Genomic DNA, 13,883 nt, shown 5'->3' on the forward strand with positions numbered 1-13,883 from the left:
TTGTCGTTTCAGTCCCGGCTCGGTTCAGACTGGCGTATCAATGTCGCCTTCTCCCGACCGATACCTACTCGGTTGCCCGCGAGCCCACCTAAAAGAGCCATGACGCCAAGAACAATCCACCATCCAGCGAACGCTGTGCCAAAGACAGCGATGCCGAGATTCGGGATAAATGCTGTGGTGAGGAAAAGCGCGACGGCTACTCCGACTGTCGTCCAGCGTCGTTGCGAGGTCCTCCACGCAAATCGCAGGAACATCCGAAACATGAAGCGCGACGCGGCGCGATAATCGAATTGCATCATAGAGTTCCCTGCTTGCATACGATTGTGCCCGTATCTGCCAATGCAAGCAAGAGTGACCCACGACATGTGTATGAGTTTGGTTTCGGGCGTACGAGGTCGCAGAGCACGGTCAGATCGGCCAGTTGGAAGCGGAGTCATTATGAGTTGGCGAAGAGGTAGGGCTCGCTTGGAACAGCGAATAGCTACCTCCGTCCCTTACGGGATAGGTGAAGGTTGGCTTCTTTCTGAAGCCTGCTCTCCCAGGTTTTCAAACCCAGCTCCTCAAAATCTGGGAGATGCCCCATGACGTTAAAGACAGCACCTTCTACCTGTCGGGATAAAAACTTGGTGCAACGGAGCGGGTCTCCCCGTTCATCACGGAAGTCAACGCCCAATACGAGAAGGGCCAGGACAGCTTCGTCATCGGTCATCTGACCTGTGGAAAACCGGTCCTCGAACTCGTTGGCGCGAGACTGCGCGCGCCACCACTCGGGCATACCTTCAATCAAGCTTTCAAAATTATCGGGATATTTGAAGTGGGTGTCTTCTTCGGTGATGCCGAAGAGCTTCGTGGAAAGGCGGTCAATGTGTTCCGCGAGCTGGGGTGAGGCTTTGCCATTCCTCGGCGGATTCAACAGAAGCTTTCCCTCAAGTTCCGCAACCCCTTCGAGTTCTCTAATTCGAAGGAGCGAGGCACCGATCTGCGCGATTGCAGCGTCTATTTCTGAAGTTCTTAGCTTCCACTCCGCATAACTGCTGGCCATTTGTGATCACTCCAAAGGACTCAGCAATGATACATTAAAAAACCGTGCATCCTGATCCACAGGCCATTCGCATCCACAGCAAAACTGCGTTTCATCACGCATTCCACAACCCAAGTGCAGTGCATCCCACTGGTCGGGATCGCGGCGCAGATGGAAAGCGCAGCTATTTCCATTTAGCTGCCCACTGACGAAGTTCGGCCTTCGCCTTTTCAGACCATGCTTTCACGTCGGGGTTCACTTCGATCTTCTGACCAGACGGCTTCCAAGCGAGATAAACCCTCCTTGAAGCAAGATCGGCGACGACCACGGCTTCTTGATTCGTGCACATATGACGGGAGCAAGATGTGCCGACAAATAGGTCGCCCTTAAATCCACCAGACCCCACGCCAAGCAGAATATCGTTCACCAGCTCTTTGTCGGCCCCTGCCAAGCGGTTGATTTCGGCTGCGACCTCCGCATAGTCCAGCAATCCGCCGGGGTGAGTCACCGAACGCTCCCTCAGTTGGTCCCAGCCTTTAGTGGCGTCCGCAACGAAGGCTTCGCCCTCAACTTCTTGGAATCCGGCGCTGGCGGTCCACTCCCTTTCTGCCCTGCTCGGTTCGGCGTCGCCGAGGTGGAAAGGATGAGCTTTCCGTTCGAAGGCGATAGTGCCAGAAAGCAAAACCCCAGCTCAAAGCCGGGGTTTCATGTCAGCGATTTATCGAGGCCGTGCCGCGCTATTGATAGTCTGAGATTACGCGGTCATCTCTTCCGAACGTTTTTCGTTTTTATGTGCGGCCTCAACAAGATAGCGGGTCGCATATGCAACATTTCGCGGAATCGGCTTTGCCTTTCGATAGTCAGCTACTTGCCTCCTAGAGATGTCCAAGGCAGCAGCCATACCCTCCAATGTCATTCCCAAGTCATCCATGGCATCGCGAAATGACTCGTTATCGAATTCTACAGATGGAAGTTTGCTGAGCCACAGAGCCGAAAAATCTATGCCGCCGGGCCATTCGATGCCAGTGCCGTACTCGTCGACACAAAGCTTCGCGAACAAATCATCGTCGTCGCGCAGTGGGATATAAACTCTTCGGCTGAGTAGTGCCGGAGCCAAGTCGACAACAGAAGTCTTTCCAGACTTCCAGGTGATGCGGACAAGTCGCTTTTCAATCCACTCAGCCTTTGCGGCGCGAGGGAGAGGGGTGCCAACCGAGATGAGGTCATCGTTCATTGAGGCGACTCCATTCATTTTCTAGCTTCTCTCTATTCCCAGTTTCCGAAGCCCATTTGATGACCATCTCAAAGTTCTTCTTCGTAATTTGACCTTGAAGGACAGTTAGATCGGCAATCAAAATCAGCGCATCATGATCTGGAGTGGATACGTGAAAATGCGGTGGATTGTGGTCGTTCGCATACACATGAATCTTCACATTCCCAAATTTAACCACCACCGGCATTAGCCACTCCGCGAATATTAATAGTGCGCATGGTGCACTATTTCAAGGTCCAAAATGTTTTCCGTGAGAGAATCTTGCTCAATTCAGGGTAGTTGTTCGCCGGTTAACAGCCCGTTGAAAAACGCTTAATTGCATCGAAAGATAGATACGGCCAAACGCTAGGACGGCTCGTCCGGTGATGAAAATTGCGCGGCGAAGTTCGAAACCATTAGGAGGGCCTCTCTTCAGAAGCCCTCGTGGAAACTCGACAATTCTTCGAACGTTCGTCTATCCGCTATACCAGCCGGATCGCCTTCGCGACGGTGAGATTGACCTGACGCAGCCGCGAGTCGCTAGTCGCCGACTGTGACAAGATGAGCTGTGCGGACGGCACCTTGTGCTCTCCCCAATCCGCCATCCTTCGAGTTGGCCGCGATGAGGTCTTTGAGATGATCAGCCGAAGATTTGAAAAAGGCTTCGATCTTATCGATCCCTGGCAACCGCACGATGACCAACCGGTGCGCCAAGTCGGATTTCCGCTGATCCCGTTCGCGTTTATCCAAACTGTCCCAGCTGGAGAGGAAGTCGCAGTCTATCTCGATAGCCGGGGGATCAAAGGACACTTCGAGATCAGAGAAACAGCTATGCGCGAAAACGTAGTTGCTCGGATGCTTCAAGAACCCGGCCCAGCGGCGGATTGCCCGATCAGCCTCGGTTTCCGAATAGTGAGAAGATTCAGATCGTTTGATCGCTGTGCAAATGTACTCCCTGAGGACATCAAGGCGCAGCAGGAGCACTTCAGCCATCTCCTGGCAGGCAATGTTCGACCGAGGAAGACTGAGGATGCGTTCGATTGAGGTGATGACATTCGCAATGTTGCAGGCTTCCGCAACGTGAGAAAAGTCGCGCTCGCCATCACCAAAACTTAGGTTCAGCAGCCCGTGCGAGTGTGGGGCCTCGTGCAACAAGCACGACAACGGGTCGCCGGTGTCGTCGGTTAGTGTTTCGCTTAAGCTGGCTTTCAGGCGTTGAAAATCGGCTTTCTCGTAGGCCATCGATATTTCCGTCTACGGGAGGAAGCGATAGTTCGTCGAATCGGCGAGAATTCTCTCAATATCCGGGTGACTTTCATAAGACATCGAGGCTCGGAGACGGCCAAGATCATCGTAGTTCACGCTAATCGAGTCCTGCCACAGCCGCTCACTAGGCGCAATAAAAGTCCGCTGCCAGATTTTCGTTGACGCGAACTCACCTCTAAAAAAACAGGTGCTGACGACGGGTGAATTCCATGACAACTTCGGAATATCCCGGATTGGGTCGAAGGATGATGCCGGGTTTTGTCTTACCATCAGGTCCAGATCGTCAGTAGCTGGAATGTAAGATAGTGAGACGCATGCATCGTTGATGAAAGCGGTTTTGTAAATCAGAAGAAGGTCCGCAGGCCCGGATAGGTCCGAATCTGTAAAAAAGATATAGGTTGTCCGCTCTGGGGCCCATAACAGCTCCTCACCGTTACCGATAATGGCTGTCGCAACCCCTCCTATCCCCTCTGCAATGGTGTGATGATGCTCCGAGGCGACTTGCGCCATGAGGAACCGGTCACAGAAGAACGCGCACTCGCCTACCGGATTTGAGCCCGGCGGCGTTACGGAGCGAGCAAACTCGACCATTCTGCGAGCGCTACCAGCCCCACTACCAATAGCGACGTCCTCTCGACCGAGGATCATTTTTAGCTTTCCGCCGCTTACGTCCCATTCGCATCGATTGTAACTTCCGTCTCCTCGTGGAAATAATCCAATTGCCTGCAGAGGGTGGTCAGCCCCCATTCTAAGTGCCTCGTCGAAAATGGGTGGGAAGTCTGCAAGAGTAAGAGGGCGACCTTCACGCTCTGGCTCAAGGACAAGCCTCTCATTCAGGAACGCTATCGTCTTGAACGCCGCGCTCCCGTCTCCAGCAAAAGCGAAGGCCGCAGCACCAAAGTTGCACATCTTAAGCGCGGATTCGGTGTAGCTGACACTGGATTGACCGGACATTGGCAGCGGCAAGCCGGTTGTCAGCGCGGCTGGATGCCTTTCCCCTTCCTCAACGTTGATTTGTGTCGAAGTTTCGAGCGTATCTGCCACCAGATAGGTGCCGAACCTGCCGTCGAAAATTAAGCCGAACGTCATAGAGCCCTCATGAAACTGCATGCACTACCGCGTTTAGATCGTCCCGACTGAGCGATCTAATTCAAGGCGACGTCGGCAGGTGCGACGTCTTTGACGATCATGAGATGAAGACGAACGGCACCGGCCCTACCCGACGCGATATCCGGCGTTCCCGTTGTGAAGCCAAGTCGGGCACCGACGCTGGTGCAGCCTTCGACGACACCGGCCATCCATGAACCGCAAAGGTCATGGTTCGCGAAATCCCCGTAGCAGCGAGTGATAAGAGCATACTCACCGTCGAAAAGCGCGTGACCAGATGCGAGGGCATCTTCGTGTGGCCCAAAGTCGCGAGCTTGATACGACACCGAGCCGCCAGCACGACGTCCTTCTTCACGTCCAGTTGCAAACCATTCTTCAGATGACTTCAAAACCCTTACCCCCTAGTCAGCTAGCGAAGAAGTAGGGCACACGATGGTCGGTCGCAATGGTTCGGTCGTCAGCGGTCTACGCAACCTCCACCTGCCGCAGCCGATCAATGAGGCTCGAAAGGACCTCGATGGCTTCATCTGCTTTCTGAGCCAAGAGCAACTGGTTGGCCTCGGCGAGTTGAGCTGCGTTGAAAACCTGTGATGCGAATTGCTCGCTAAGCTCCGCAATGGATCGTTCACGATCCTCGACGGACCGCTGCTCAATGCGCCCGTCCTTGGTCATCCGTCGCTGCAGGATTTCGTTGAGGTACGGCCGCAATGACATCGGGTGAGAGTGTCCCATAAGCTGGACAGCCATCACGAGGACTTGCTCCTCCCAGGCCTCCGAGCGGTTGACTGTGACCCCCTGCTCCGCGAGGCGGTCCAGCTGTAGCTCGATGACAGTCGTGATATACCGGGCACGCAGGCGGTGGATGTTTGCCTTCTCGATGCCCGCTGCGCGGAATAGCTGACCAGCTATTCGAGTCACGCTGTCGGTCGTGATCCCCTCGCCGGTCTCGGACAAAAATACAAACTGATCGTTGGATAGCTTCTTACCAGCAGATTTCCGGATGATGTTCAGCCGCTGTGTATCGCCGTAGATGTAGGCAACGATCTTGAGCACAAGCTCCCGGTTTATCCGCAGTCGGCCGCTGCCCTGGTTCTTTCGAATTACTTCGACCTCAAGATAAAGTTTAGCGTTCTTGCCGACGTATGGCCCAAGCTCTTTCGGCGTCGGAAAATCACTGACCTTCAGCTGTACGATCTCGCTAACGCGAGCGCCCGATTCCAGCGCCACCACCAGCATCAGCAGGTTTCGAGCGGAATTCCGGCCTTCCTTCTTTGCTTCTGCGAAAAGACGGATGACTTCGTCTGAGGTCGGGGTGTGACGAGAGCCATAGGAACTGTGCACGCCGTCATCGAGCAGGCCCGACACCCATTTGATGTACTTTTGGCCGTTCGGAAGACGAAGCTCAACTTCTTTGGCAGAGATCGGAAATATGTAGTCTTCCGGAATCCCGCTATAGTCGTGCTTTGGTTTGGTTTGAACGTGGTATCTCAACCGGCCAACAGATTCTGCCCACTTATAGAAGTCATGGACAACCGATATGCAGTAGTTGCAGCGGCCTATCGAAACCTTCTGGCCCTTTTTCAGATTCTGCCAAGCCAGCAGAAAATCGTCACTCACCTGGTCATGCGGGACATGGTGTGCTCGCTGAAAGCGCCGAAACATGCGCAGGACTTTGACGGTTTCCTCAACGCTGGAGGTCTTTATCTTCTCTTTGACGATGAGGTAGCGGGCGAAATCGGCGACCCATTCATCAATGCCGTCCGACCAAAGAAGCGTTGGTACGGTGAACGACCCCTTCTCGATTTTCAAAGACACCGGCATGATGATTGAATCTATCCGCCGACGGAATGGTACGACATTGGTGGTGTCGTCCTCGACAGTTGTGCGCGGAATGATCGTTGGTCGCTGCTCCTTTTCCCAGTTACGGAGCGCCGTTCTCAAACGCGTACTGGTGCTCAGCGTATTGACCGAACAGCCGATCCTTTCGGCAAACCACTGCCTGGAGAAGCGGTTATTAAAACTCGGAATTTCCGCAGGATTGCAGCTATTCAGAACGTCTTCCAGGCGCTGATGAAAGACCTTGCTAAGTGCGGTCGACGAGGCCATTGCTAGCTACTCCACCAACTGGAGAACGCCGCTCTTCGACGTCAACATTCGCTTCAATCGCGCATTTTCTGCCTCAAGCGCTTCATTGCGGCGTTCCAGCTCGTCGTTCCGAACCTTCTGCGTGCCTAGATCAATCTCAACTCGTTCCATCTTGTGGCTCAGTTGATGATATTTTCTGGTCGTCGCCTCCAGCATCCCTTTGAGGTTTTCCGCTTCATCCTCGGCGGCGACGCGACGCGCTTTCTGCGTGGTGTAAACGCGGACGGTCTTTTTGCCGGTGTCCTTTGCCGCTACGGCAGCCGCCTTTTCCCGCTGAACCTCATCGAAGGGGCGAAGCTTTTCGAGGAGCTTCCCTATCTGCGCGACTATCTTCCCATGATCTTTCGACTTGGTGTTCCAGTCGCGTTTCGAAACAACCGCGAAAATGCCGTATTCGGGGCACGACCAGTTATGAGCGGCACTCAGAGACTTCTTGAAGTCGACGCCCGGCGGCACGCCCGTTTCGACCCACTCCTTGTACCTGGCCACCATTGCTTCAAGACGTTCCGTTACGCTAAGCTCCGCCACCGCTTACTCCTTACAACCTAAGTCTCTACCAAGCTCACGATGCGACCGTCAGGGTCTCGCGGAATTCGCTGAGAGTGACGATGTTCGCCGCCTGCAACTCGCCGAAGATTGTCGGACCGTCATCGTCAGTGCCCAAGTTCGGCGTGAGAGCCTGAAGCTCATCGTCGAAATAGCTGACGTTTTCTGGACCGATCAGGGCCCATGGGCACCCCGGACACACGGTAGGCCCGGCCGCCGCGTAATCGGGGCCCACGCTCCCGTCCTCGAAACCAGCCTTCTTGCGGCAAGCCGCTTTAGCGCAGCCACCGGCCGTGCGCGGGCAGCAGCAAGTCACCCACGGCTTCGGTGTCACGACCACGCTGCCCTTTTCCATCTGACGGATGACTGCCTGAGCAAGGAATTCCGGGATGATCTGCACGTCGGAGAACTTCTCGCGAAGGCGTTTGACCAGCTTGTTCAATCGCTCGCCCATAGGTCCTGTGTAGGTGCTCTCACCTGACACGAGGTCCTTTACGATCTCGACGCGGAAGTTCCAGACCTCACGCGTCCATTCCCTGGCATTCTCGGGGTCCAGCTTCACATAGTCGTTAGTCATCTCAAGGTTGAAATGGCGGAGATGGTGCGACAGGCTTTCGAACTTACCTTTGTACCGCCAGATATAGAGCACGGCAAAAAAGCGCCGAAACTGCCGAGGCTGCCAGTGCCAGATCAGACTGTCGCCATTATCGTTGGCGTGCTCGACCGCACCAACGGAGCGAGCAAAATCGTTGATCTTACCCTCGGGCGCTAAATCCGCGATCTTGCCGGAGACGGGGTCAAGGTAATCGAAAATGAGCGCATTCGGATCACCGTCGCCGTCAGCATTAAATGAAGAGAGAACTTGAACCGCACGAGCAACAATGTTCGGGATTGGTATCCAGCTCCGCGTCCTCTGCGTTTTCTCGATGTAGCATTTCATCCACCAGCCATCGACCTCGTTCCCTTCGAGGCAATCGCGTTCCAACATCTTGATCTCTTCGGTGCGCCGGGCTGTGAAGGCTGCAATCAAGATGAAGCACGCTACGGCGATCTGGCTGATGCGCGGCCTCAGAGCTTCAGCATCGGGGCGGTAAACTTCTCCGTTCTCGCGTGCATCGAGGACGGCTTCGTAGGCAGCCTGAACGGCATCGCTGTTGTTCGCGACAAAACGAACCGACTGCTCCAGTAGGCTCATGACCAGCAAGGGAGGTGCTATGGGCGTCCTAGTCGTGCGAGCGCCAAGATTGTCGGCCCGCTTCGCCGGTCCTTCCGGGAAGGGTCGAAACCTGATGGTGGGAGCCTCAATATAATGTCGAAGCGCATACAGAGCATCGAATAAAGTCGTGACCCGCTGAATGTTTTGAACGGTGATCGGGTCCTCTCTGAGGTCGGCCACCGACGTCTTCAACTCGCCATTCAATCGAGCAGTCGCAACTTCGACCTCAGAGTTGATCTCAATGGCCGCCCACTTCTGCGGAAGATTGAAGGCCAGGCGGATTGCGCCGATGTTGAATTGCTTGTTCTTGGCCAACGCATGCGGAACGCCGTCCCAAGAGGAGTATGCGCCAAGTTTTTCTTTCACGATGGCTGATGCCCGCAGCAAACTGTCGGAACCCATCGCCGCTTCTTCGCACAACATGTCGATATCAAAGGACGTCAGACTGGCAAAGGAATAGAACCCACGGACAGTCATCCCGTAGCAAATCCGCAGCAAAGTCCTTGCGTACTGCGCATGCCACGCCGCATCGTCGATGCGCGTGTAATTGCCCGCTCGGAGCCAGAACACCAGCTCTTTGAACGTGGCGTAAAGATTTGCATGTTCGATCAATGATCGACCATCTGCCATCGAGACGTCGAAATTGACAGTCTCGTCCTTACCCTCGCCTGCCCCGTCCCTGAAGGTCCATTCGTGGATTTCATAGGGGGAACCAAGCCAGCTGCGGCGACGGCTCTCGTAATCGAGATTATCAATCGTCTTATAAGACGGGGCCCTCAGTGAAACTGGCATCAGAACAACCTCATGGGCGCGAAATTCGGGTTCGCAAGCATTTTGCTGGAGATTTCGGTCGCGTCAGACCAGACATCAGAAAACGACTGGCGCATCTTCATCTCGACCGCATCGCAGAAACACAGCCATGGAAGCCATACCTTCTCCCACCGGTCCGGCTGGTCGCGTATCCAGTCACCCTCCACCAGCCGTAGGGAATGTTGCCAAAGTTGAAGGATGGCGATCTCTTTCGGGATCGCGATCAAAATGAGCTGCGGGCAGCCTTTGACGCAGTCAAGCGACTGGCAAAGCTTCCCCTCGTTGCCGGGCTTGCCGTACCGGTCGGCGCACATGGTGCCCAAGCCGGTCCGCATCACCGCCTCGACGCGGCCTGCCATCTTCTCTTCGTCCACGCCGAGAAACGCGTGAACATCCTCGATCTTCTGGATGACAACAGTTTCCATCGAATACTGGAATAGCCGAATGTCGGTGTCTCGCAGGTACATGATGGGATACTTATTGACGTATCCCTCGTGTACCTGCGCCCCGTGCTGTCCCATTGCTCGCGACAGACCGGTCTTCGCGTCTGACTCAAGCGCGGCCTTCAACAGGATGGACGGCCGCAACATATTTGGGGTCAGCGGGAGGTCAGCCAGCTCCGGAACCGACTGAGTCAGGCGCTTAAACTCAGCCCGGAAGGTCCACTCCTCGATCAGCTTCAGAGTCTCGTTGTTGCCCTTGCAGAGGAACAGCTGGTTACGGTCCTCGTCGGCAATTCTGGGGTTGGCTGCGAAGGCCTCCCGCAGCCAGTTCATTGCCTTGATTGCGGCACACCGGTCAGGGAGGGTCACGAAGATGGGCTTTCCACCTGCCCTCGCCTTGTAGCCTGTGACTTTGCTGTGATTTGGTTCTTCTGAAGGATCGATGCAGTCGCGGTAGAGCGTTCGCCCGACTGATACATTACTGCCGGATTCAAGCATGTAGAGCGTGATGGCAGCGGCCACCGCCTCTTGGGTCGGCAAAAGGTAAGATTGGAGCAGTGTGCCGCCACCGTAATCTAGCGCCCGCTTCTGAAAGAATTGTCCTTCCTCGCGGCCTGCAGCCTTGTTGCTGGGGTAAATGGAACAGTACCGCTCAGCAACTACTCGGAGCAGGTTCGCAATACCTTGCTCGCGGTTATCGTCATCGTTTGGGAAGTGATCACGGAGTAGCTGACGCCGCTGATGCTCGTTGATCCGCCCTTTCCTGAGAATGTCGTGAAAGACATCGCCTGGATCACGTCCAATAGAAAGAAGCTCTCGACCGCGATCCCAAAGCGCTCGGCCTACATTCAGTAGCTTGGTCGCGGCGGTCTTGATCAGATCGAGGCGACGGGTCAAGACATGGAGGATAACCTTCGCGGGGTCCTCCGCTGCCTTGAATTCGTGATTTTCCAGCTCTGCTCTTAAGACGCGATTGAAGTCGCCCTGGTCCAGCCCGGTGATTTCGATCTGACGAACATCAGCAGCCTGCTTTAGCATCGATGTAGCAAAGTGAAGATAATCATCTACATGAGGCTTTTTCGGCTTCCCTCGCGTCGTTTCCGTCACTTCCGTCACTTCCGCCACCGACCGCAGATGGTTCGGATTGTCTTCACGGAATGCGATGAGACCCAATTCGTGCGGTGGAAAGATGCCGTCGTTGCTGAAAACCTTGATGGCGCTGTTCGTCATCGTCAGCTTCCCATTTCGGCTGGGAATGTGCTCATACCGCTCAACCAGGCTGTCACGATACGCTTGGGTGGCGAGGGTAAATTCCTTCGCTAGGCTTCGCGCCGCCACCCCGTTTGAAAGCCCCTCCAAGAGCGCCACGCACGCTACTGACTTCTCGGTCGCAATGAAGCTCAGAAGTTCGGTAGCAGCGGAAAATGCGACCTTAGCGTTGTCTTTTGTCGCCTTGCGATAATGCCGCTCGAAGCTCTCCTTAAACCGACTGGCGAACGAATGAGACCATCCTAGCTCGACGAGCATATGACACTTGAAAATGCGTCCCCCGACAGAAGCAAGAAATTGATCGCTTTTAAGCCTTTCCTTGAACTTCAATTCCTCGCTTGCGACAACCTCGACATAGGGCGGCCGCAATAGCGCATTGTGCGGCAAATCCAGTAATTTACAAAGCTCCGTCCTATCGAAGCTATGCCCGTCTTTACCGACCGGTGGCTCCTCCAACAGTTCATGAAGCTTGCTCAGTTTTTCGACAATTTCCGTGGGCTGGTAGCCCGTCTCGGCGACACGCTTGTCGAATTCCTCGATAAGTTCTGCCACGCGAGGATAACGGAGAATAACGAGCGAGTTTTTGGGCAACTCAAAATGCGAAAACAGTTGGGTGCGGCTCACCTTACCGTCACGAACGAGAAGCGCACCCTGATCCATCTGCCGCTCCAGCCACAGACGCATGGCAGGAATCTTGGCTTCTGTGGCCGACTCTTTGCCGCCGACCTCACTTTCATAGTCTTCCAATATCTGCGCGTAGATCGTCAGTGCGGTTTGGCTGAGGCCGAGCTGCCCCGTGATCAGCTTCCGATTGATCTTGCCTCCTCTACTTCGCTCCAGGCCGCCAGAAACGATCTGAGCGTTCAGGGTCTGCACGATCTTATTCGCCGTGCTCTCCTCCGGGTAATGCTGATGTTTCGAAAGGTTCGGGTATTGCGAGACTACGTCTCGGCCCGCCTGGTTTAGGGGGCCGATTTGATCAGGCTTTGCTCCGAACTTCGGTGCCTCCGGCAACGATGCGACGGGCTGAACAATTTCCAGCGCGACCTCGTAATCCGTCAGAATGGTCCTGAGAGTGGAGGACAGAAGGGTATGACTTACATTCAGTCGGCTTGCCATCTCTCGGCGATTAATCAACCGCCGATCAACTTCGGACCGTGGGATTGTGTTAGTTTCGAGACATTCGTTCAGCATCTCCACCAACCGCGCTTTGGTCGATCCCGGTTTGTAGGACTGATGAACCGCGAGCGCAGGGAAACGGTCTACGTGAGCCGCATTAAAGGCATTGAGGTCATTCTCCGGCGGGTCGTTGCCCTCATAAGACGCCAGCGGCGGTGGACAAATCGATAGCCGATGCACTTCAGCGCCACCTCCGGTCGAGCGCCCATCTTGCCCTTTGTCGAGGTTACCGAACGCGGTCTTCACAAGATCAGAAATGACATAGTCGAGAGGATCGGATACCTCGCCGGGGCCGACATCAGCCGTTTCGAATAGCGACAGCTGCCCGTCATCGACTGGCATCCTACCGTCCCCTGATTTCGAACCTTTTCTAGGCATGGGATCACCCTTCCCCGTGAATTACCTGTCCACGGGTATTGTTGAGTTGTTGATTTTTGGTATCGAAAAAGAAGCGTTTTCAGCCGCAGGGCGACGCCGTCCAGTCCCTGACGGCTCCGTCACGGATTGCTAAATTACTAGCATCTTTACTGGCTGGTTAACGCGGCAATGAATCGTAGACCGATCAGACGGCGACCGGCGCGTCAATGGCTGGATGAGGATCGTATCCAGTCACCTCGAAGTCGTCGATGGTATATCCATCGATGGATTCCGGCCGCCTCAACAGACGCAACTTTGGGAACGGACGGGGCTCGCGGCTCAGCAACGTGTGGGCCATATCAATGTGGTTCAAATACAGATGCGTGTCGCCGCCTACCCAGACCAACTCTCCAGGCGTCATGTCAACCTGCTGCGCAATCATGTGAAGAAGCGCAGCCTCCTGTGCGATGTTGAATGGAGCGCCCAATCCTAGATCGCATGACCTTTGCCCAACTAGTAGTTGTAATTTCGGCTTAGCACCCTCAGCACCCGTTCGCTCGTCCCCAAGCCCGGTCACATGAAACTGATAAGTCATATGGCAAGGTGGGAGTGCCATCTGATCCAGCTCGGCGACGTTCCAGGCGTGAAAGAGCATCCGACGGCTCGATGGCTTCGTCTTGAGCGTTTCGATAACCGTCGCAATCTGGTCGTGCTCTTTGCCATCAGCGTCCAGCCATCGACGCCACTGCTTACCGTAAATTGGCCCCAGGTTACCCCATCGCCCCGAGAAGTCGTCATCCGAGAGAATGCGAGCCTCGAACTCCTCTTGGGAAATGTCCTCGCCGGTAGCTTGACGGTACTTTGCCAGCGGCCAGTCCGTCCAAATGCGAACGTTCTCCCGCAAAAGAGACTGCAGGTCAGTCTGCCCGGTCAGGAACCAAAGCATCTCCTTCACGGCAGTCTTCCAATAAACCCGCTTTGTCGTGAAAACTGGGAAGGCTCCGTCGGACAAATCAAAGCGCATCATTGCACCGAATGATGACAACGTACCCACGCCGGTCCGGTCGATCCGACGATCACCGTGTTGAAGAACGTGCTCGATCAGATCGAGATATTGGTACTCAGGGTGACGGGCCATATCCAAATTCCTGTGGTTATGGGAACAAGTCTGACAACGGCCGAATTTGGACGCAAGAGGCCGAAACCAACAAAGGGAGGACGAGGCTTAGGCTACCGATGGTACCGGTACCGCTCCGAGATTTCCAAAAACCC

At 54.9% G+C, this 13,883-nt stretch carries 13 protein-coding genes; all 13 read right to left on the minus strand.

All coding sequences use genetic code 11. The annotated features are described in order from the left end of the window. Nucleotides 1–8: 8 nt before the first annotated feature. Complete coding sequence (locus K6N12_RS18400; protein WP_222148929.1) at nucleotides 9–299, minus strand: hypothetical protein; 291 nt, start codon at nucleotides 297–299, stop codon at nucleotides 9–11. A 182-nt stretch (nucleotides 300–481) separates the two neighbouring features. Next, a complete protein-coding gene (locus K6N12_RS18405) occupies nucleotides 482–1,042 on the minus strand; it encodes a hypothetical protein (protein ID WP_222148930.1) in 561 nt (186 codons plus the stop codon). Between the two features lie 163 nt (nucleotides 1,043–1,205). Beyond that, nucleotides 1,206–1,703 (minus strand): hypothetical protein, encoded by a 498-nt coding sequence (locus K6N12_RS18410; protein ID WP_222148931.1) that lies wholly within the window; start codon nucleotides 1,701–1,703, stop codon nucleotides 1,206–1,208. A gap of 72 nt (nucleotides 1,704–1,775) precedes the next feature. Continuing rightward, nucleotides 1,776–2,255, minus strand: a complete 480-nt coding sequence (locus tag K6N12_RS18415) for a DUF2442 domain-containing protein (RefSeq protein ID WP_165423985.1) — start codon at nucleotides 2,253–2,255, stop codon at nucleotides 1,776–1,778. After that, nucleotides 2,245–2,481: a DUF4160 domain-containing protein gene (locus K6N12_RS18420; RefSeq protein WP_130744564.1), complete on the minus strand. Its 237-nt coding sequence runs from the start codon at nucleotides 2,479–2,481 to the stop codon at nucleotides 2,245–2,247. Before K6N12_RS18420 ends, K6N12_RS18415 begins: the two co-directional genes overlap by 11 nt. 332 nt (nucleotides 2,482–2,813) lie before the next feature. Beyond that, on the minus strand, nucleotides 2,814–3,515 hold the full coding sequence (locus K6N12_RS18425; protein ID WP_130744565.1) for a hypothetical protein: 702 nt from the start codon (nucleotides 3,513–3,515) through the stop codon (nucleotides 2,814–2,816). A 12-nt stretch (nucleotides 3,516–3,527) separates the two neighbouring features. Next, the gene (locus K6N12_RS18430) at nucleotides 3,528–4,628 is read right to left on the minus strand and encodes a hypothetical protein (protein ID WP_130744566.1); all 1,101 of its coding nucleotides are present in this window, start codon (nucleotides 4,626–4,628) and stop codon (nucleotides 3,528–3,530) included. 56 nt (nucleotides 4,629–4,684) lie between these two features. Continuing rightward, nucleotides 4,685–5,035, minus strand: a complete 351-nt coding sequence (locus K6N12_RS18435) for a hypothetical protein (RefSeq protein ID WP_130744567.1) — start codon at nucleotides 5,033–5,035, stop codon at nucleotides 4,685–4,687. A 76-nt stretch (nucleotides 5,036–5,111) separates the two neighbouring features. Further along, nucleotides 5,112–6,752, minus strand: a complete 1,641-nt coding sequence (locus K6N12_RS18440; RefSeq protein ID WP_222148932.1) for a tyrosine-type recombinase/integrase — start codon at nucleotides 6,750–6,752, stop codon at nucleotides 5,112–5,114. Between the two features lie 6 nt (nucleotides 6,753–6,758). Next, nucleotides 6,759–7,319 carry a hypothetical protein gene (locus K6N12_RS18445; RefSeq protein WP_130744569.1) on the minus strand — a complete coding sequence of 187 codons (561 nt, stop codon included), beginning with the start codon at nucleotides 7,317–7,319 and terminating at the stop codon, nucleotides 6,759–6,761. A gap of 34 nt (nucleotides 7,320–7,353) precedes the next feature. Continuing rightward, nucleotides 7,354–9,345 (minus strand): hypothetical protein, encoded by a 1,992-nt coding sequence (locus K6N12_RS18450; protein ID WP_222148933.1) that lies wholly within the window; start codon nucleotides 9,343–9,345, stop codon nucleotides 7,354–7,356. Further along, nucleotides 9,345–12,596 carry a hypothetical protein gene (locus tag K6N12_RS18455; protein ID WP_222148934.1) on the minus strand — a complete coding sequence of 1,084 codons (3,252 nt, stop codon included), beginning with the start codon at nucleotides 12,594–12,596 and terminating at the stop codon, nucleotides 9,345–9,347. The genes K6N12_RS18450 and K6N12_RS18455 overlap by 1 nt, the downstream gene beginning before the upstream one ends. Before the next feature lie 220 nt (nucleotides 12,597–12,816). Then, nucleotides 12,817–13,749, minus strand: coding sequence for a thymidylate synthase (gene thyA, locus K6N12_RS18460; RefSeq protein WP_222148935.1), 933 nt, complete (start codon nucleotides 13,747–13,749; stop codon nucleotides 12,817–12,819). Nucleotides 13,750–13,883 lie beyond the last annotated feature (134 nt).

It is taken from the genome of Rhizobium redzepovicii, from assembly GCF_019793435.1.
In the GTDB taxonomy this organism is placed as follows: Bacteria; Pseudomonadota; Alphaproteobacteria; order Rhizobiales; family Rhizobiaceae; genus Rhizobium; species Rhizobium redzepovicii.

What these genes read in the sequence shown, in the direction of transcription:
- K6N12_RS18400 (WP_222148929.1), bottom strand. Translation starts at nt 299, where the DNA reads ATGATGCAATTCGATTATCGCGCCGCGTCGCGCTTCATGTTTCGGATG.
- K6N12_RS18405 (WP_222148930.1), bottom strand. Translation starts at nt 1,042, where the DNA reads ATGGCCAGCAGTTATGCGGAGTGGAAGCTAAGAACTTCAGAAATAGAC.
- K6N12_RS18415 (WP_165423985.1), bottom strand. Translation starts at nt 2,255, where the DNA reads ATGAACGATGACCTCATCTCGGTTGGCACCCCTCTCCCTCGCGCCGCA.
- K6N12_RS18420 (WP_130744564.1), bottom strand. Translation starts at nt 2,481, where the DNA reads ATGCCGGTGGTGGTTAAATTTGGGAATGTGAAGATTCATGTGTATGCG.
- K6N12_RS18425 (WP_130744565.1), bottom strand. Translation starts at nt 3,515, where the DNA reads ATGGCCTACGAGAAAGCCGATTTTCAACGCCTGAAAGCCAGCTTAAGC.
- K6N12_RS18430 (WP_130744566.1), bottom strand. Translation starts at nt 4,628, where the DNA reads ATGACGTTCGGCTTAATTTTCGACGGCAGGTTCGGCACCTATCTGGTG.
- K6N12_RS18440 (WP_222148932.1), bottom strand. Translation starts at nt 6,752, where the DNA reads ATGGCCTCGTCGACCGCACTTAGCAAGGTCTTTCATCAGCGCCTGGAA.
- K6N12_RS18450 (WP_222148933.1), bottom strand. Translation starts at nt 9,345, where the DNA reads ATGCCAGTTTCACTGAGGGCCCCGTCTTATAAGACGATTGATAATCTC.
- K6N12_RS18455 (WP_222148934.1), bottom strand. Translation starts at nt 12,596, where the DNA reads ATGCCAGTCGATGACGGGCAGCTGTCGCTATTCGAAACGGCTGATGTC.
- thyA (WP_222148935.1), bottom strand. Translation starts at nt 13,749, where the DNA reads ATGGCCCGTCACCCTGAGTACCAATATCTCGATCTGATCGAGCACGTT.